The sequence below is a fragment of the Botrimarina mediterranea genome, assembly GCF_007753265.1.
In the GTDB taxonomy this organism is placed as follows: Bacteria; Planctomycetota; Planctomycetia; order Pirellulales; family Lacipirellulaceae; genus Botrimarina; species Botrimarina mediterranea.
In genome coordinates this window covers 881,646-899,974 of the sequence record NZ_CP036349.1, presented here as the reverse complement: position 1 = coordinate 899,974, position 18,329 = coordinate 881,646, and the positions used below count along the sequence as shown (strand labels likewise).

Sequence of the window (18,329 nt, the reverse complement as noted above, 5' to 3'; positions counted from 1 at the left end):
ACGCCCGGGGTTAGGGGCGAGGGGCTACGGACGCCGGCAGGCAATGGCCTGCCCTACGGTCTTTGGCTTGAGTCCAGACCGGTCAGCAGCGAAGCTGCTGTTTGGGTCCCCCGCCCCCTTCAGGGGGAGGGGCTAGGGGAGGGGGAGAACCCTGGTACCCACTTCGCCCAAAATCAACCCGGCGAAGGATGGTCGTTAAGATTGTCCTAGCAAGCCGTGTATCCGCTTCGGCCCCCTCCCCTAGCCCCTCCCCCGCAAGCGGTGGAGGGGGACACAGGCAGCCGCTTTGCGGCTGTTGGTTTTCAATCCGCAATCCACAATCCCACTTCCGCAATCCCGTGCTTCGCCTCCTCTGCATCGAATCCACCTGTGACGAAACCGCGGCGGCGGTGGTGACGGACTCGCTCGAAGTCCTTGGCGCCGTGGTCGCTTCGCAGAACGCTTTGCACGAGCGGTTCGGCGGCGTCGTGCCGGAGATCGCTTCACGGGCGCATGTTGAGCGGGTGTTGCCCGTGATCGAGGAGACGCTGCGGAAGGCGGGCGTGACGCTCGCCGACCTCGATGCGATCGCCGTGGCGAACCAGCCCGGACTCGTGGGGTCGCTGCTCGTTGGCGTGTGTGCGGCGAAGGCGTTGTGTGTGGCGTCGGGGTTGCCGCTGATCGCGGTGAACCATCTGCAGGCGCATGTGTATGCGTGCAAGATCGCCAGCGGCGAAGAGGTCTTCCCGTGCGTCGGGCTGATCGTCAGTGGCGGGCACTCGAACCTGTACCGCTGCGACGGGCCGACCGACTTCACGCCGCTCGGCGGGACGATCGACGACGCGGCCGGCGAGGCGTTCGACAAGGTCGGTTCGTTGCTGGGCCTCCCCTTCCCCGGCGGCCCCGCGGTGTCGCGCGCAGCGGCGCAGGGGGACGCGAAGGCGATCCGCTTCCCGCGCCCGCTGCTCGATGACCCGACACGATTGGCGTTCAGCTTCAGCGGACTGAAGACGGCCGTGCGTTACGAGATCGCCGGCCCGGGCGGGGATCCCGCACAGGTCGAATTGTCGGAACAGCGCGTCGCCGATATCGCGGCCGGTTTTCAAGAAGCCGTAGTCGATTGCCTCGTGGGTAAGTCGGAGCTGGCTCTCAAGATGACGGGCTTCGACACGTTGTGTGTCGGCGGCGGCGTCGCGGCGAACGGCCGGCTACGCGAACGCCTCGAAGAGTCCGCCGCGAAGCACGGGCACCGCCTGTTCATCCCGCCGATGTCGCTCTGCACGGACAACGCCGTGATGGGCGCGATCGCGATCGAACGGTTCAAGGAAGGGAAGTTCGAGTCGCTTGAGATGGATGTCTATCCGGGGCTCGAGCGGATCGGCTGATCTCGGTTGTCGCAGAGTGCGCCTGGGTCTGCGCAATGCGGACGGTTGCGGGCGCGTGGCGCGGGGTTTTGACTGTTAACCACAGAGCCGCCGAACTACTCTCCCTAGCCCAATCGGATCATGCCCCTCCTCTACCGCCTTGTTGCGCTGACGATTCTTGCGGCGCTCGTGTCGCCGGCTATTGCTCGAGAGACCGAGAATGTCGTCCTCGTCACGATGGACGGCCTGCGCTGGCAGGAGTTGTTTGGTGGCGGCGATGAGCGGTTGATGCAAGACGTCGGCGCGGAGGAACGCGTTCGCATCAAGCAGCGTTACAACGCCGAGACGGCCGAGGCGCGGCGCATGGCCTTGATGCCGTTCTTTTGGTCGAAGATTGCGACCGAGGGCCAGGTGCTGGGCGATCCGTCGAAAGGCTCAACGGTGAAGGTCACCAACGGCCATGACTTCTCGTACCCCGGGTACAACGAGTTGCTTTGCGGCTTCGGCGACCCGGCGGTGAACTCGAACGAGAAGGTCTACAACGAGAACGTCACGGTTCTCGAATGGCTCAACCAGAAGCCGGCGTATCGTGGTCGCGTCGCGGCGTACGGGTCGTGGGACGTGTTCCCGTTCATCATCAACGATCGGCGGAGCCGCGTGTATGTGAACGCCGGCTGGGCGCCGCTGGAGTATGGCGACAACGCCACGGTTGCCGAACTCAACGCCCTCGCCAGGGACTTGCCGCGGTACTGGGCCGGCGTGCGTTTCGACGCGATCACGTTCCGCGGAGCGCTCGAGCATCTCAAGGCGGAGAAGCCGCGGGTGCTCTACCTGTCGCTCGGTGAAACAGACGATTGGGCGCACGCGGGGCGTTACGAGCTGTATCTCGACGCGGCCGCGGTGGCGGACGATCAGCTGCGGCGTCTGTGGGAGACGCTGCAATCGATGGACGAGTACCGCGGCAAGACCTCACTGGTAATCACCACCGACCACGGCCGCGGCGACGGGCCGGTGGGTTGGAAGAGCCACAGCGTGGATATCGAGGGATCGAACCGGATGTGGATCGCGGTGATCGGGCCCGATACGCCGTCGCGCGGCGTCTTGAAGGACGTCGAGGCGACGCAGTCGCAGGTGGCGGCGACGGTGGCGAAGTTGTTGGGTGAAGACTTCACCACCCATGATTCGCGCGTTGCGCAAGCGCTTGAGGTCTCGGAGTGACCACGCGGCTTCCCCTCCTTTCAGGGAGAGGTCAGGGTAGGGTCTCGCTTGTCCGCTGCACTGTCTCGCAGGGCTCCGATTGGCTGAGATAGATACACATGCCGAACTCTGCCGGATGCGTTTAACCCTCCCCTCGCGTCTCCCTGAAAGGGAGGGGGATTCGTGGCTGATGGCGTTTTCCTGGCACGACCCGCGGCTAGCGCCGACGGCTCGGTAAAACAACACGGGCCGGTCTGCACTTTGCGGACCGGCCCGTTGGTTGTTATCGCCCTACTGGAGCGGCTCAGCGATTACGCAGCTGGCAGCTCGGGCAGTACGGCTTCGAGTAGCCGCCTTGCGAGGAGCTGGGCATCGAGACCGACGGGGAGAACGACGGGGTCGTCGACTTCACCGGCTTGGAGACCGAGTGCGTCACAGCCGTCGAACGGTCGCCATTCTTGTGCTCCTTGAGGACCTTGGTCCACTCGCTCTGTGTGACATCACCCGACACGCGACGCAGCACGACGCTGCCCGACTTGTCGATAATCGCCACGTGAGGGAACTCCGTCACCTTGAAGCCTTCGGCCACTTGCTTGCCGTAATCGGTCGTGGCGTCGATGTGGCACAGCGCGTAGCTGTCCAGCGGGAACGCGCCGCTCTCGGCGCTGAGCAGGCTCGGGTCGAGCTCTGCGGATTCGTCGCCAGGCTTGTCGAACACAACCAAGAGCGGTTGTTCTTCTTGCTTGGTCTCCGCGACGGCCTCGCTGTAATTGGCGTGCCAGGCGTCGGTGGATTCGGCTGGGGCAGTGGGAGCTGCAACGGCCGCGACGAACATCCAGATCGATAGCATCCTACTTCTCCTATGGGGTCGACGCCGAAAGGCACGGGCTCACCGCGAAACGGGATTTCGCGGACGCCGGCAAAAGACGAGCCGGGCAGAACGGAGTCGGGAGGGTGAACCGTTCACGGCGAGGCGCCGCGACAAAACGAAGACGGTTCGGTTCAGCAAGTTCCTGAGGAAAGATCATCGTTGCCGGCGAGGACCGCCGCACGTTGCGGACGGCAGCCACCGGGTTGAACGAGAAAAAAATCAGCGATCGTTCAGACACCGGTCCAACGACACTACCGGGGCGCGAACGGCGTTCAAGTGGCTAGCCGCCCGAACGGCGTTGTAAGTGGTGAGCTGTCCCACAATCGGACGCACGGGTGTAGCGCCGGCTCAATCCCTCTAACTGGTTTAATAAGCCTGAGTTAGCCCCGCTATGTCGTCACCCACCTAACGGCGCAGCGGGCGCGAACGAATCGCTAAAAAAACTTTCCGTCCGCGCGTGGATAACGTGTGGATGGAAAGGATAGGCGAGATAGCGAGCCACCCTTCGGATTGCACGGAACTACTTGACAAAGCGCCGTGTGATTTGCTTTACGCCGAGCCGAGCACCAACGGCACGTCGAGGCGCTGGCCGTCGCGCAGGACGGTGAAGACGACGCGGTCGCCGGGCTTGTGCGCGTCCATGATGGCCAAGAACTCGGTGTGCGACTTGACCGCCGTGCCGTCGATCGCGACAAGATAGTCGGCGGACTCTTTGTCGAGTTCATTGACGCGATAGACAACCGAACCGCGGCGCTCGTAGCGTTGCTTGACGCGGAAGCCACGCAGGCCGGCTTCTTCGGCGGGTCCGTCTTCGGCGAGCTTGGCGATGCGCAAGCCGCGCGACGTTTCGTTGAGCATCACAATGCCGTGGTAAGCGCGGATAATGCGACCGTGCTTGATCAGCTCGGGGACGAAGTGCTTAACGCGATCGACGGGGATCGCGAATCCAACGCCCGAGTTTTGCCCGACCGAGCTGCGGATCGCGACGCACATGCCGATCATCTCCGCCGCGGTGTTGAGCAACGGCCCGCCGGAATTGCCGGGGTTCATCGCGGCGTCGGTCTGGATCATGCCGTCCATGACGCGGGCGTCGACGCGGCTGGGGAGTGAGCGGTTGAGGCTCGAGAGGATGCCGGTGGTGAGCGTGCCGTCGAGACCGAAGGGGTTGCCGAGGGCGTAGGCTTTCTGGCCGACGCGGAGGTTGTCGCTGCGGCCGAGCTGGATGGGAACGAGCTTCTCCGTGGCATCGGGCGATATCTTGAGGACGGCGATGTCAAACTCTTCGTCGGAACCCACGACCTCGGCGTCGTAAGTGTGATCGTTGCTGAAGGTCACCTTGATATTGGTGGCGTCGTCGATGACGTGGTGGTTGGTGAGGATATGGCCCTCACGGTCGAGGATCGCCCCCGAGCCGGCGCCCTCGCCCCCCTCGATCGGCACGCCGAAGACTGGGTGATATTGCACGACGCTGGTCGTCACGTGGACGACGCTCTGGTTGGCGACCTCGTAGACGCGGATGTTGGCCAGCTCCTCGGGAGTGAGCTGGACGGGCGCCGCGGTGACGGGCTCGGTGGGCCGCTGGGCGAGTGACTCGACGGGTCGCTGCGAGATTGGCCGCTGGGCGGCGGGACGCGGCGAGAGGGGGTCGGCGGCTGGCCGCTGCGCAAGGGCAATGGTCACCGCCGCCAGCAGGCCAGCAACGGAAACGGCGGCGAGGGACACGGCGAAACGAGGCTTGAGCATCGTCGAGACGGGTTATCGGAGGGAGGGGCGGGTACGCTTCCTAGGCGATACGCCAAACCATAGCGGATCGTTCGCCAGCCGGCCGATTCCGCTTTTTCTAGCCGCGTGCGTCAAAGCCTTCGAGCGGCCAAACGAGGCCGATGGTGATGATGCCGATCAGGGCGATCATCAGCTGGAGAGGGCCGCCAACCCGAAGATAGTCTTTGGGGTGGTAGCCGCCCGGTCCCATGACCATCAGGTTGGTCTGGTAGCCGACAGGGGTCGCGAAGCTCAGCGATGCGGCGATCGCCACCGCCATCAGAAAGGGACGCGGGCTGAGGCCGGCCTGCTGGGCGATACCGACGGAGATCGGGATCATGATGGTCGCTACCGCGGCGTTGGTGATCGCTTCGGTCATGCCCATCGAGAGCAGGTAGACCGCCGCTAGCAGCACCCACGGCAACACGTTCGCCGGCACGGGAGTCAGTTGAACCGTATTCACGACAAGGTTGGCGACCCACTGCGCGGCGCCGGAGTGGCTCAAGGCGCCGCCCAGGCCAATCGCCGCCGCGACGGTGATCAGCACCTGGAGATCGATCGCCGCGCGGGCTTGCCCGAGGGTCAGGCAGCGGGCGCCGATCATCGCCATCACGACCGCAATCCCGGCAATCGGGCGGATATTGGGCGACAGCCAAGCCGCGGTCGTGGAGCCCGCGGCGCCGACCGAGGTCGCCACCAGCCACGCCAAGAGCAGCACAAACAGCAAGATCGCCGCCGGCGCGCGGTCGTGGCGACGGGCCGACGAGCCGCCAACTTGGCTCACCAGATAGAAGTCCCGGCTGTTGCGGTGTGCTTCGACAAAACCCGAACGCGTCTGTAGCAGCAGCGTGTCACCCGGCTGGAGACGGATGTCGCCAATTTTCGTGCCGAGGCGTTCACCGCCGCGGTGCACTGCAACAATCGCCGCGTTGTAGAGCTGGCGGAAGTTGGCCTCACGGACCGTGCGGCCGTTGATCGGTGAGGTGCGGGAGAGAACCGCCTCGGCTAAGTGGCGACGCGTCCGCTCGGCGGGGCGCGATTCGTAGGTGATGTCCGCGGCAGGAACAAGGCCGGGGATCCGCTCGAGGTCAGCGATCGTCCCCACGACGCCGGTGAAGACCATGCGGTCGTGGGCGTAGATGAGATCGCCAGGCGCGATCGGCGTAATGACCTCTTCGCCACGGCTGATCTCAATGAGGAACAAGCCCGGAAGTTGCCGCAGGCCGGCTTGTTCAACGGTTTTTCCCACCAACCCGCAGCCCGGTTGGACGAGCATTTCGACGAGGTACTCGCGGCGGCGGTCGCCGAAATCCTCGAGGAGATCGGTGCGGTTGGGCAGGCGTCGGGGGGCCAAGAAGAGAATATAGGCAACGCCGGCGAGGGCGATCGGCACTCCCACCCAGGTGATTTCGAAAAAGCGGATGTCCCCGACATCGGCGAGAAACTGCTCAGTCACCTCGCCGGCTTCGTACTGTTGCTGGACGTCGTCCCGGACCTCCGCGATCTGGGCGTTGCAGACGAGGGTCGTGCTGGTGCCGATCACGGTGCAGACGCCGCCGAGGATCACCAAGTGGCTCAACGGCATCATCAACCGCGATGGCGAGACGCTGTTCTTGCGGCACCAGTCGATCACCACGGGGGCGAGCATCGCCACCAGCGGGGTATTGATAAGAAACGCGGAGATTGGAGTCGCCAGCGCGAGGCGGCGGAGGGCTTGGCGTTCGGTCTTCGCCTGCCCCAGAAGGAGTCCGCCGATCCAATCGACGGCGCCGGTCGTTTGCAGCCCCGCCGCGGCGGCGAAGAGGGCGCCGATCAGCAACACGGGCCCGCTAGCAAAGCCGGCTAGGGCGTCTTTGGCGGGGATCGCCCCGGCGAGCGTGACAACCGCCAGACCACTGAGGAACAGCAATTCCACCGGCGACGAGCGGCGGAGCATCAGCGTCGCGAAGACGGTCGCTACCACGGCAATCGACAGGCCGCCCTCAAAAGTCAGGGAGGCGGGCGCCGCGGCGGCGAGTAGCGATAGAAACATGAGTGGCGGACGAACTAGCTGGCGAGCGGGGGGCGGCTGGGGAGCGATTGGGGCTGGCGATCGACGGGGGGCCGCTATCGTAGTTCGTAGCGGCCCGGAATGCGCGGGCGGTGTGGTCGGTCTCCCAGCCGTCACAACCGGCCCCGATCACTCGGGCAAAGGGCAGCAAATCTGGTGGAATTGGCCACCCAGGGCGGATAAGATGGAGACTCTTGGCTAAATACGCGGCCCGCAACGGTTTGCGCCGCCAATCTTAGATTGGTAGCGGCGTTTCCGGGTTCGCTGCGAGCCAAACTACAGACAGCCGCGTCCGTGCGGTTCAGAATTGGACAGAGACAGCGATCCGGCTTTTCCCAAGCGGAGCAGGCCCTAAAGATGATTTCGACGCGTACAGGTCGTTTGGCGTTCGTTCACTCCCTCTCCTGCCTGTTGGTAGGGGCATCGGCCGTCTGCATGGCGGCCGAGAGCGTGGACCTGCGGGTCTACGACGCCCCAACCGGCGAGCGGTACTTCGCCGCGAGCTTCGGGCCGGTCGAGGCCGCCAAGCGGCCAACCCCGATGGACGTGGTCCTGGTGGTCGATACGTCGGCGAGCCAAGTCGGGCCGTTCCGCTCGACGACGCTGGCCGCCGTCGAGGCGTGCCTCGCGACGCTCCATCCGGAAGACCGGGTCGAGCTGGTCGCCGCCGACCTCGACGCCCGCGCCCTCACCAAGGCGCCCGTGACGCCGGGGAGCGCTGAATTAAACGGAGCGGTCGAATCGCTCCGCCAGGTGACGCCGCTGGGAGCCTCGGACTTGCGTGGCGCGATCGAAGCGGCCGCCGATCGCTTCAACACAGAAGACACGGACCGCCGCCGGGCGATCGTCTACATCGGCGACGGCGTCTCGATGGGCGCCGCCAAGCTCTCGGGCGCCGCGTGGGTCGAGACGATCCGCCAGTTGCGTGCCGACAAGGTCGCCGTTTCGAGCTTCGCCGTCGGCCCGCAGAAGAACGCCTGGATGCTCGCGTCGATCGCGAACCTGACCGGCGGCAACCTGTACGTCGATGACGAGGCGATCGCCGACAACGACGCCGACGCCCGCCGCCGTGGCGAGCGTGTCGGCCGTGTGCTGGCCGACTGGGCCCACGCCGAGGTGCTGTGGACCGACTCGGTGTCGGCGAACGAGGCCGTGCTGGCCGCGTACCCCGCCGAAATGCCGCCGCTCCGCAGCGACCGCGACACCGTCGTGGTCGGCCAGATGACGGGCGACTCGAAGTCGCTCGACGTCGACGCCCTTGCTGGCGATGAGGCGATCGCTTGGTCGGCCGAGGTTCCCCCGTCGGACGACGAGAACAGCTACCTGACGAAGCTGGTGAGCGACGCCGCGATGGATGGGGGCTTGTCGCTGACCGCCCTCGGGACGGCCGGCCTCACCGAGACCGCCCGGGCCATCAACGCCGAAACCGAGCGTCTGACGACGATCGCCGAACAGGCTGTCGCGATGGGCGACGCCGAAGGCGCTGTTCGGATCAGCAACGCCGTTTTGCAACGCGACCCGGGCAACGTCCGGGCGAAGACCGTCCAGCTCGCCGCTGACCAGTCGGTCCTCGTACGCACTGCGCAGCTCGATGTGATCGATGACCCGGCCGCGGCGGAAGTACTGACTCCAGGGACGCCGCCGACGGAGGGCCCGGTCGCCGGCTCGGCGCCACTGGCCGACGGCGCGATCATTCGGGACGACGCCTACCCGCAACGAGAGGGCGAAGTCTACGAAGATACGGGCGCCTACCCACCGGCCGAGGCGGTGGTCGATGGTCGGTTCCTGAACTCAATCGAAAAGAACCGCCGGGTTTTCGCCCAGCTCCTTGAGAAAGAAGTGCAAAACGCGATCGCCGACGCCCGCACCAAGATGGCGAGCAACCCCGAGGAGGCAATCCAGGACCTCAAGGTGATGATGCAAAGCGTCGAGCGGGCGCCGGAGCTAGTTGCGTCGACCCGCGCCGGGCTGATCGACAAACTGCAATCGGCCCTCCGTGAGGGCGCGCGGCAGGCCGTCATCAAGGACGAGCTCGACCGCGAACGCAACGAAAATCTCGCCGCCGCCCAAGAGCGCCGGTTGCTGCTGGATCGCATGGAGTTGAACCGGGAGCGGATGAGGCAGCTCATCGAGCGTTTCAACTCGCTGATCGACGAGCGGCGTTTCGCGGAAGCGAACGAGGTGGCGCTGATCGCCGAGGAACTGGACCCCGAAGGGGTTGTGCCGCGGGTGGCCCGTGTCTGGGGTGAAGCGAAGCACAACCACGAACTCAACATGGAGTACCGGCAGCGTCGCGCGGCGTTGTTCCTAGCGACGATGCAGAGCGTCGAAGACTCGTTCATGCCCTTCCCGGACAACGTGCCGATGGTCTACCCCGACCCGGAAAAGTGGCGTGAGCTGACCCGACTCCGGGAGCAATACAAGGCCGTCGATGTCGCGGGGCAGAGCCCCTCAGAGAAGGCGATCACCGACGCGCTGGGCAGCCCGCTGCCGAGCGCGGGCCTGGAGTTCCCAGACGGAACGCCGCTGGAGGAGATCATCACCTACCTGCGGGAGGAGTACGAGATCGAGATGCTGCTCGATACCGTGGCGTTGGACGAGTTGGGCATTGGTCCGGATGAGCCGGTGTCGGTGTCGCTGCGCAACGTGTCGTTGCGTTCGGCTCTGCGTCGGATGCTCGAGCCGCTGGAACTCACCTACGTCATCGACGACGAGGTGCTGCTGATCACCAGCGAAGAAGAAGCGCTCACCAAGCTCAGCGTGAAGGTTTACCCCGTCGCGGACCTCGTGATCCCGATCCCAGCGCCGCAACAGGGTGGCATGGGCGGCGGCATGATGGGCGGTGGCATGGGTGGCGGCATGGGTGGCGGCATGGGCGGCGGCATGGGTGGCGGCGGTATGGGCGGCGGCGGCATGGGCGGCGGCATGTTCAGCGTCCCCGACGAGATGGTCACCGCACGAGTCGCTCAAAAGGCCAAGACCCTGTCGATCGAAGAAGAAGCCGCTCCGGCGTCGCAACCCGCCGAGGCAACCAGGGAAGCTGCTCCGGCGACGGCCCCCGTCGAAGCGATCGAGCTCCCCGCTGCCGGCTCCGATGACGCCGCGTGGGAAGTTACGGTCGAGAACGCAGACGACGCCTCGCTCCGCGACGCGACGCGACGCCTGATGGCTCAGAAGCGTTACGGCGACGTCGCCAAGCTGATCGAGGCCACGATCCGCGCCGGCAAGCCGCAGCCCTGGATGTACGAGTCGCTCGGCATCGCGATGCAACTCGACGGCAAGTCGGGCGCCGACATCGAGCGGGCCGTCCTGTCGGCCGTGGACCTCGCCGGCAGCGCCAACCAACTGGTAGCGATCGCCGACTACCTGGTGGGCATGAAGCTCGACCGTCGTGCGGTGCAGGTCTATCGACTCGCGCTGGACCGCGACCCCCTGCTGCAGGAGGTTCTCGGCCCCGCGCTCGCCGCGGCAAAGCGATCCGATGACGTGGACTCGCTGCGTTGGGCGACCACCGCGGTGCTCGAGCGAACCTGGCCCGCCGAGATGCAGGTCATCGCCGAAGAAGCAAACCGCGTCTCGAAGGCGCTGATGGCGCGGCTGGAGTCGGAGAAGAACACCCGCACCGCGCAGCGTTTCCAAGCCGAGCTGGCCGACGCTCAACGTCGTGACTGCGTGGTTCGTGTCTCCTGGACCGGCGACGCCGATGTCGATCTGGCGGTGAAGGAGCCGGGCGGCGGCGTCTGTTGGGCCGGCGCCCAGCGCACCAGCGGCGGCGGCGCCCGAGTCGAGTCGCTCGCCGACGCGACCAGTGACGGCGTCCGCACCGAATCGTACGAATGCTCGCGCGGCTTCGCCGGTGAGTACGAAGTGCTCGTGAGCAAGGTCTGGGGCGACGTGGTCGCTGACGCCGTGACGGTAGAAGTCGTCATTGGCGAAGGAACCGAGGCCGCCGAGACCCAGAAGCATCAAGTGAAGTTCGACGAAGAGGGCAAGGCCCTCGTCAGGTTCAACGCTCCGGCTGGCCGGCGCGTTGAACCGATCGCCGACGAGCAGCTGGCCCAAGCCCTGAAGCGTCAGGATGAGGTAGCCCGGTCGGTGGTGGCTCAGCAGCTCAGTTCGCTGGCGGACGAGACCAGCGTTTCGCTGCGTCCCGACCAAGTGCTGCGTCGTCGCCGCGCTCTGGCAGGCTCGGGCGCCGTTGGCTTCCAGCCGCAGATCACGGTCCTCCCCGAAGGCACCCAGCTGCAGGTATCGGCTGTCGTGTCGGCTGATCGCCGCTATGTCCGCGTCACGCCGACGCCAACCTTCTCGGTGATCGGCGATGTCGCGACATTCACGTTCGCGGGCGGCGGCCAGAACCCGAACGACCAGTTCACCTCGGCAGCGGCCCAGCAAGCGGGCGCTGAAGGCGGCTTCGGCGGCCTCGCCGGCGGCGGCCTCGGCGGCGCGGGTGGCGGCGGCCTCGGCGGCGGTGGCCTGGGTGGTGGTGGTCTCGGCGGCGGGGGCGGCGGCCTCGGCGGCGGTGGTGGCGCCGGTGGCGGCGGCGGCTTCTAAGTTGCCCGGCCGCTTCAATCAAACTTTCGCACTGCGGGAGGCGCTCAAGCGCCTCCCGCAGTTTTTTGTGTGTCGCCGCCCGCTGCTATAGCCGACCTGTTAGGCGGCAAGTTGCGTGGCGGTGATCTTGGTGAGGCCTTCCATCGCTAGGTCGAGCATTGCACTGAGCTGATCACGGCGGAACGTGGTTCCTTCGCCGCCGCCTTGGACCTCGATCAACTCGCCGGCGCCGGTGGCGACGACGTTCATGTCGACCGCGGCGGTCGAGTCCTCGGGGTAGTCGAGGTCGAGCGCGGGCTCGCCGTTCACGAGGCCGACGCTGACGGCGGCGATCGTGTCACGGAGTGGGCAGCCGTCGCCGACGATCGCTGTGGGGGCGAACGCGGGGGCGCCGGTCTCGTCGGTGAGCGAGGCGATCGCGTCACGCAGCGCGACCCAGCCGCCGGTGATGCTCGCGGTGCGGGTGCCGCCGTCGGCACGGAGCACGTCGCAATCGACGGTGATGGTGCGCTCGCCGAGGGCGGTAAGATCGACGCCCGCGCGCAGCGAGCGACCGATGATCCGCTGGATCTCGGTCGAGCGGCCGTCGGGCTTGCGGGCCTTGCGCGGGCTCGTGGAGCCGGGGAGCATGTTGTACTCGGCGGTGACCCAGCCGCGGCCCTTGCCAGCCAGCCAGGGCGGCACGTCCGTGCCGACGCTCGCAGTGCACAGGACGATGGTGCCGCCCCACTCGACGAGGACGCTCCCGGCGGCGGCGGAGGCGTAGCCGCGCTTAAACTTGAGGGGGCGGAGCTGATTGGCGGCGCGGCCGTCGTGGCGGGGCATGTCGTTGAGTTGTTGGTGAGAGAGTTGTAGGAGGCGTCTCCAGACGCCGATTACGCGCACCATGCCGATGTCGGCCAGGAGACCGCAATCGGCGTCTGGAGACGCCTCCTACAAGATTGCGAGGACGCCGACGCTAATCATTACGCGTGGGAGCCTAGCAACCAAACGAGGATGCCCTTCTGCACGTGGAGGCGGTTGGCGGCTTGTTCGACGACGAGGCTGCGCTCGTGGTCGATGACGCCGTCGGTGACCTCTTCGCCGCGGTGGGCGGGGAGGCAGTGGAGGAAAATGGCGTCGTCGGGCGCCTGGGCAAAGAGGGCCTCGTTCACCTGGTAGCCCGCGAAGGCCTTCTTGCGGACGTCGGCCTCGTGCTCTTGGCCCATGCTGGCCCAGATGTCGGTGTAGATCGCCGACGCGCCATCGACCGCTTCGACGGGGTCTTCGAGGACGGTGAGCTTCGCGTCGGGGCTCTGCGTGCGGAACTTGTCGAGTAGATCGGGCGCCATCTGGTAGCCCTTCGGCCCCGCGATGACGAACTCGACGCCCAGCCTCGCGCAGCCGTGCGCCAGGCTGCGGGCGACGTTGTTGGCGTCACCGATCCAAGCAATCTTGCGGCCCTTCAAGTTGCCCCCACCCTGTTTGGCAAAATGTTCGCGGACCGTGTAGAGGTCCGCCAGCGCCTGGCAGGGGTGCGAGATGTCGGTGAGTCCGTTGATGACCGAGCAGTCGGCGTTCTTTGCGAACTCGGTGACGGTGTCGTGGCGTTTGCTGCGGATGACGACCACATCGACCATCTGCGTGAGGACGCGGGCGAAGTCGGCAAGCGACTCGCGCGGGCTGCCGAAACCTGTGTCGGCGCCGAGCATCAGACTCGAGCCGCCGAGGTGGGCCATGCAGGACTCGAAGCTGACGCGGGTCCGCAGCGACGGCTTCTCGAACAAGAGCGCCAGGACTCGCCCCGGCAACAGCGGCTCGCGCACCCCTTGCTTCAACTTTTGCTTGAGGTCGGTGGTCAGCGCGAAGATCGTTTCGATCTGCGCGGTGGTGACGTCGTCGAGCGTGATGAAGTGACGCATAGGAATGCGGAAAGGGTATTGCGGGATGCGGAATGAACGCTTCGCAGGGGGAGTAGTCGCTTAGTATCGACGCGCGGCGCTACGATCAGCTCGCTACGCCGCGGAGCGCGTCGATGAGGATTTCGCAGCCCTCGTCGCACTCGGCGTCGCTGAGGTTCATCGCGGGGAGCAGACGGACGACCGTTCCCTGCGTGCAGTTGATCAAGAGGCCGCGCTTCATGCACTCGGCGACGACCGGCGCGCCCTCGACGAGCAGCTCGATGCCGATCATCACGCCGACGCCGCGGACTTCCTTCACGTGCGGCAGCTCATCGACAAGCGGCGATAGCTTCGCCTTGAAGCGCTCGCCGATCTGCTTGCAGCGCTCGAGCAGGCCTTCGCGTTCGATCGTCTCGAGCGTGGCGATGCCGGCGCGGGCGGCGAGTGGGTTGCCGCCGAAGGTGGCGGCGTGCATGCCGGGGCGGAGGCTGGGGGCGATCTCGGGGGTCGTCAACATCGCGCCGCCGGCGACGCCACCGCAAAGGCTCTTGGCGAGCGTCATCACGTCGGGCGTGACGCCGCCCTCACTCAGAGACGGAGTCTGGTACGCGAACCAATCGCCCGTGCGGCCGCAGCCGGCTTGGACCTCGTCGAAGACCAGCAGCAGGCCGTTCTCGTCGCAGATGTCACGGAGGCCTCGGAGGAATCCCGCGGGGGGCATACGGACGCCGCCCTCGCCCTGGATGGGCTCGATCATGATGCCGGCGGTCTCGTCATCGACGAGTTCGCGGACCGCCTCGAGGTCGCCGAAGGGGGCGTACTCGAAGCCGGCCACCATCGGCCCCAGGCCCTGGTGATACTTGGGCTGGGCCGTGGCGCTGACGGCGCCCATCGTGCGGCCGTGGAAGCCGCCGGTGAACGTGATGATCTTGTAGCGATCCTCGGGTGTGTGAAGCCGCACGAGCTTGATGGCGGCCTCGTTGGCCTCGGCGCCCGAGTTACAGAAGAACGCCTTACCGCCGAACGAACGCTCGCTGAGCATCTTGGCCCAGAGACCCTGGGCCTCGGTGTGCCAGCTGTTAGGGACATGGATCAGCGTGGCGACCTGCTCCTGCACGGCTTCGACGACGGCCGGCGGGCAGTGGCCCAGCAGGTTGCAGCCCCACCCCGGAAAGAAGTCGAGGTACTTGCGTCCCTGGTCGTCCCAGACCCACGACCCCTCGCCGCGCACCAAACAGACCGGGTAGCGGCCGTAGTTGGGGACGACGTAGTTCTTGTAGAGGTCCGCCGTGGCGGGCGACATGGTGGATTCTGCGGTTGCCGACATGGGATTTACCGCGGAGTGCGCGGAGGACGCAAAGGTATTTAATGACCAATGACCAAGCCCCAATGACCAATGAGAGTGGGGCTATGTCTGAATCAATTGGTCATTGGGGCTTGGTCATTGGTCACTTGGCGAAGGTAGCGGAAAGCCGAGAGACACCGGCCCTACGCTGCGGGTTCATTCACAATCTGGGTGCCGACGCCGTGGTTGGTGTAGATCTCTAGCAGTAGGGAGTGGCGGAGCTTGCCGTCGACGATGTGGACCTTGCCGACGCCGTTCTGGAGCGTCTGGAGGCAGGCTTCGACCTTGGGGATCATGCCGCCGGCGATGACGCCGCTGGCGATCAGTTCCTTGGACTTCGACGGCGACAGCGTGCCGATGCGGCTACCCGGGTCGTCCTTGTCGAGCAGCACCCCGTTGACGTCGCTGAGGAAGACGAGCTTCTCAGCGCCGAGGGCTTCGGCGACGGCCATTGCGGCGGTGTCGGCGTTGACGTTGAAGAGCTGTCGCTTGCCGTCCACGACCTCCTCGGACTCACAAAGGCAGGGGATCACTGGAACCTGGCCGGCGAAGCAGAGGTTCTCGATCGCGTCGCGATCGACGCGGGTGACGTGGCCGACGTGACCAAGGTCGAGCTGCTCTCCGTTCTCCCCGTCCAGCGTGATCCGCTCGCCGTAGAGGACGTTGTTGTTGGTCTCGCCGGTCGTGTTCAGCGGCATGGCACGGCCACCGTACTCTTCGATCTTGCCGGCGATGTACTCGTTGAGCTCGCCGCCGAGGACCTTCTCGACGATGCCGAGAGTGGCGTCGTCGGTGTAGCGGCGTCCCTGAACCCAGCGGGGCTCGAGACCGGCGGCGGCCATCGCCTGGTTCACGGCCTTGCCGCCGCCGTGGACGACGACGGGCCGCATGCCGACGGTCTCCATGAAGACGATGTCAATCAGCAGGTGGCGCAAGGCCTCGGCGTCGTCGAGCAGGCTGCCGCCGAGCTTGATGACGGTGACGCTGTCACGGAACCGGCGGATCCACCCCATCGCCTCGATGAGGACGTCGGCTTTCTGGATCGCTTTCTTAGGGACGGTATCGGGCACGGCTTCGGGCAGCGGGGCAAAGGGGGAGCGAACCCCAATCCATTAGGGCACGGGCTGTTGGAGGTGCGGGTACGAGGGACCAAGGGTCGCGGTTCGCCGAATCCCGCAATTTACGCGGGTTCTGGCGTCGGGTCCAGGTTGGCGGCAGGGGAGGGGTTAGGGGCTAAGGATCTGAGGGGCTGAGGGAGGACCGAGGAACGCTTGCGCGGGCCCTCAGATCCTCAGACCCTGCCATCCTCATCCCAATGTCGAGAGCCGGCTGCGCGGCCGGCGGTCCTGGAACCTGACGGACGCTTCGGCGATGATTGAGCGGTCGTCGCTGCTCTGCGGCGGCGGTCCGATCGCCAGACAGCCCCGAATCGCTCGCATGTCCCTCGCCCCGTCGCCCGCCTCTGCACCGTTGCCTGACCCGGCTCCGCTAACCGAGGGACCTCCGCCCGACGCCCCGATGGCCATCGTTCTGGCGGCCGGCAAGGGGACGCGGATGGAGTCCGAGCTGCCCAAGGTGCTGGTGCCCGTCGCCGGGCGGCCGATGGTCCGCTATGTCGTGGACGCCCTCCGCGAAGCGGGCGTGCAGAAGATCGTTGTGGTCGTTGGCTACAAGGCCGAGCTGGTGCAGCAGGAGCTCGCCGGCGAACCGGGGGTTGATTTCGCCCTCCAGACCGAGCAGCTCGGCACGGGGCACGCCGTGATGATGTGCCGCGATTACCTGATGGGCCGCACGGGTCCGGTGATTATCGTGACGGGTGACTCGCCGATGCTCCAGGTTTCGAGCGTGCGGTCTCTGCTGGACGAATTCGCCACGACGCAGCCGGCCTGCCTGCTCGGCACCGCCCACCGCGACGACCCGACCGGATTAGGCCGCATCGTCCGCGACAGCGATGGCAAGTTCGTGGGGATCGTCGAACACAAGGATTGCACGCCCGAGCAATTGAAGGTCACCGAGGTGAACATGAGCACGTACGTGTTCAACGCCCCGGACCTGAGCGCGTCGCTCGACCGACTCACGACCAACAACGCCCAGGGCGAGTACTACGTCACCGACTGCCCGGGCATTCTGCTCGGCGCTGGCAAGGACGTGCGGGCTTTGGCGGCGCTGCAGCCGTGCGAGGCGCTGAGCGTGAACACGCTGGCGGACTTGGCGGTGGTGGAAGCGGAAATGAAGAAGATGAACAAGGATTGAGGCTTGAGGTGACAGGCTTGAGGAATCGGCCTGAGCCCCAACACTCACAACTCGCGACTCAAGACTCACAACTCCCCCTCGATGCACGACCTCAAGCTCTTCAGCGGCGGCGCCAATCCTCGGCTCAGCCAATCCATCGCCGACTACCTCGGCGTGCCGCTGGGGCGGATTTCGCTGGGGCGTTTCCCGGACGGCGAGATCAGCTGCAAGATCGACGAGGACGTCCGCGGCCGCGACGTCTTCTTGATCCAGCCGACCTGCCCGCCGGTCAACGACAACCTCGTCGAACTGCTGGTGATGATCGACAGCTGTCTGCGGGCCAGCGCCGAACGGATCACGGCGGTCATCCCCTACTTCGGCTACGCCCGACAGGACCGCAAGGACGAAGGCCGGGTGCCGATCACGGCGAAGCTCGTCGCCAACTGCATCGTCCGCGCGGGCGCCAACCGGGTGCTGACGATGGACCTGCACGCCGCGCAGATCCAGGGCTTCTTCGATGTGCCGGTGGACCACCTTTACGCGGCGCCCGTGCTGACGGACTACTTCCGCAACACCCTGCCGGCCGACGAGGACATCGTCGTGGTGAGCCCCGACGAGGGGAGCATCAAGCGCGCCCTGGGGCACGCCAAACGCCTCGGCGCCGACCGCTCGGGCGGGGCTCCGGTGGCGATCATCGACAAGCGCCGCACCGGGCCGACGACGACCGTCCAGGCCAACATCCTCGGCGGGCCGATCGAGGGCCGCACGGCCCTGATGTTCGACGATATGATCAGCACGGCCGGCTCGATCAGCGGCGCCGCCAAAGTGCTGCACGATCATGGCGTCAAGGCGATCCACGTCGGCGCGACGCACGCCGTCCTCTGCGGCCCGGCGATGGAGCGGCTACGGGAGGCGAACCTGGCGAGTCTGGTCTGCACCAACTCGATCCCGCTGACCGAAGCCCAGCGACTGCCGCAAACGCACGTGTTGGACGTCGGCCCGACACTGGGCGAGGCGATCAAGCGGATTCACCGCAATGAGTCGGTGAGTAAGTTGTTCCGCTAACGCTAAGGCGCGCCTAGTTAATTTTAACCAC

The 18,329-nt window shown here is 66.2% G+C and carries 12 protein-coding genes; 5 read left to right on the top strand and 7 right to left on the bottom strand.

Annotation, left to right across the window (positions count from 1 at the left end):
* Nucleotides 1–338: 338 nt before the first annotated feature.
* Nucleotides 339–1,364 (top strand): tRNA (adenosine(37)-N6)-threonylcarbamoyltransferase complex transferase subunit TsaD, encoded by a 1,026-nt coding sequence (tsaD, locus tag Spa11_RS03565; protein WP_231933132.1) that lies wholly within the window; start codon nt 339–341, stop codon nt 1,362–1,364.
* 120 nt (nt 1,365–1,484) lie between these two features.
* The gene (locus tag Spa11_RS03560; protein ID WP_145107952.1) at nt 1,485–2,561 is read left to right on the top strand and encodes an alkaline phosphatase family protein; all 1,077 of its coding nucleotides are present in this window, start codon (nt 1,485–1,487) and stop codon (nt 2,559–2,561) included.
* Between the two features lie 283 nt (nt 2,562–2,844).
* Here the strand turns inward: Spa11_RS03560 and Spa11_RS03555 are convergent, their stop codons facing one another.
* The 3 genes from Spa11_RS03555 to Spa11_RS03545 all read right to left on the bottom strand — a co-directional run bounded on the left by Spa11_RS03555 (nt 2,845) and on the right by Spa11_RS03545 (nt 7,204).
* On the bottom strand, nt 2,845–3,390 hold the full coding sequence (locus tag Spa11_RS03555) for a thioredoxin domain-containing protein (RefSeq protein ID WP_145107947.1): 546 nt from the start codon (nt 3,388–3,390) through the stop codon (nt 2,845–2,847).
* 570 nt (nt 3,391–3,960) lie between these two features.
* Entirely contained in the window at nt 3,961–5,154 is a 1,194-nt protein-coding gene (locus Spa11_RS03550) for a S1C family serine protease (protein ID WP_145107944.1), read from the bottom strand.
* A gap of 97 nt (nt 5,155–5,251) precedes the next feature.
* Nucleotides 5,252–7,204 carry an SLC13 family permease gene (locus Spa11_RS03545; protein ID WP_145107941.1) on the bottom strand — a complete coding sequence of 651 codons (1,953 nt, stop codon included), beginning with the start codon at nt 7,202–7,204 and terminating at the stop codon, nt 5,252–5,254.
* A gap of 375 nt (nt 7,205–7,579) precedes the next feature.
* Between Spa11_RS03545 and Spa11_RS03540 the strand changes: the two genes are divergently transcribed.
* Nucleotides 7,580–11,776, top strand: coding sequence for a VWA domain-containing protein (locus tag Spa11_RS03540; protein ID WP_145107938.1), 4,197 nt, complete (start codon nt 7,580–7,582; stop codon nt 11,774–11,776).
* 99 nt (nt 11,777–11,875) lie between these two features.
* Here the strand turns inward: Spa11_RS03540 and rph are convergent, their stop codons facing one another.
* The 4 genes from rph to argB form a co-directional block, all read right to left on the bottom strand.
* A complete protein-coding gene (gene rph, locus Spa11_RS03535; protein ID WP_145107933.1) occupies nt 11,876–12,601 on the bottom strand; it encodes a ribonuclease PH in 726 nt (241 codons plus the stop codon).
* Between the two features lie 140 nt (nt 12,602–12,741).
* The gene (argF, locus tag Spa11_RS03530) at nt 12,742–13,677 is read right to left on the bottom strand and encodes an ornithine carbamoyltransferase (RefSeq protein ID WP_145107930.1); all 936 of its coding nucleotides are present in this window, start codon (nt 13,675–13,677) and stop codon (nt 12,742–12,744) included.
* Nucleotides 13,678–13,762: 85 nt separating this feature from the next.
* Nucleotides 13,763–14,983, bottom strand: coding sequence for an aspartate aminotransferase family protein (locus Spa11_RS03525; RefSeq protein ID WP_197529710.1), 1,221 nt, complete (start codon nt 14,981–14,983; stop codon nt 13,763–13,765).
* A gap of 161 nt (nt 14,984–15,144) precedes the next feature.
* Complete coding sequence (argB, locus tag Spa11_RS03520) at nt 15,145–16,014, bottom strand: acetylglutamate kinase (protein ID WP_145116897.1); 870 nt, start codon at nt 16,012–16,014, stop codon at nt 15,145–15,147.
* A gap of 505 nt (nt 16,015–16,519) precedes the next feature.
* Here argB and Spa11_RS03515 point away from each other — a divergent pair.
* Nucleotides 16,520–17,254 (top strand): sugar phosphate nucleotidyltransferase, encoded by a 735-nt coding sequence (locus tag Spa11_RS03515; RefSeq protein ID WP_145107927.1) that lies wholly within the window; start codon nt 16,520–16,522, stop codon nt 17,252–17,254.
* Nucleotides 17,255–17,335: 81 nt separating this feature from the next.
* Nucleotides 17,336–18,298: a ribose-phosphate diphosphokinase gene (locus tag Spa11_RS03510; protein ID WP_145107923.1), complete on the top strand. Its 963-nt coding sequence runs from the start codon at nt 17,336–17,338 to the stop codon at nt 18,296–18,298.
* Nucleotides 18,299–18,329 lie beyond the last annotated feature (31 nt).

Coding starts and splice junctions, on each gene's coding strand:
- argF (WP_145107930.1), bottom strand. CDS start 13,677: ATGCGTCACTTCATCACGCTCGACGACGTCACCACCGCGCAGATCGAA.
- Spa11_RS03510 (WP_145107923.1), top strand. CDS start 17,336: ATGCACGACCTCAAGCTCTTCAGCGGCGGCGCCAATCCTCGGCTCAGC.
- rph (WP_145107933.1), bottom strand. CDS start 12,601: ATGCCCCGCCACGACGGCCGCGCCGCCAATCAGCTCCGCCCCCTCAAG.
- argB (WP_145116897.1), bottom strand. CDS start 16,014: ATGGGGTGGATCCGCCGGTTCCGTGACAGCGTCACCGTCATCAAGCTC.
- Spa11_RS03555 (WP_145107947.1), bottom strand. CDS start 3,390: ATGCTATCGATCTGGATGTTCGTCGCGGCCGTTGCAGCTCCCACTGCC.
- Spa11_RS03515 (WP_145107927.1), top strand. CDS start 16,520: ATGGCCATCGTTCTGGCGGCCGGCAAGGGGACGCGGATGGAGTCCGAG.
- Spa11_RS03550 (WP_145107944.1), bottom strand. CDS start 5,154: ATGCTCAAGCCTCGTTTCGCCGTGTCCCTCGCCGCCGTTTCCGTTGCT.
- Spa11_RS03540 (WP_145107938.1), top strand. CDS start 7,580: ATGATTTCGACGCGTACAGGTCGTTTGGCGTTCGTTCACTCCCTCTCC.
- Spa11_RS03525 (WP_197529710.1), bottom strand. CDS start 14,983: ATGTCGGCAACCGCAGAATCCACCATGTCGCCCGCCACGGCGGACCTC.
- Spa11_RS03545 (WP_145107941.1), bottom strand. CDS start 7,204: ATGTTTCTATCGCTACTCGCCGCCGCGGCGCCCGCCTCCCTGACTTTT.
- Spa11_RS03560 (WP_145107952.1), top strand. CDS start 1,485: ATGCCCCTCCTCTACCGCCTTGTTGCGCTGACGATTCTTGCGGCGCTC.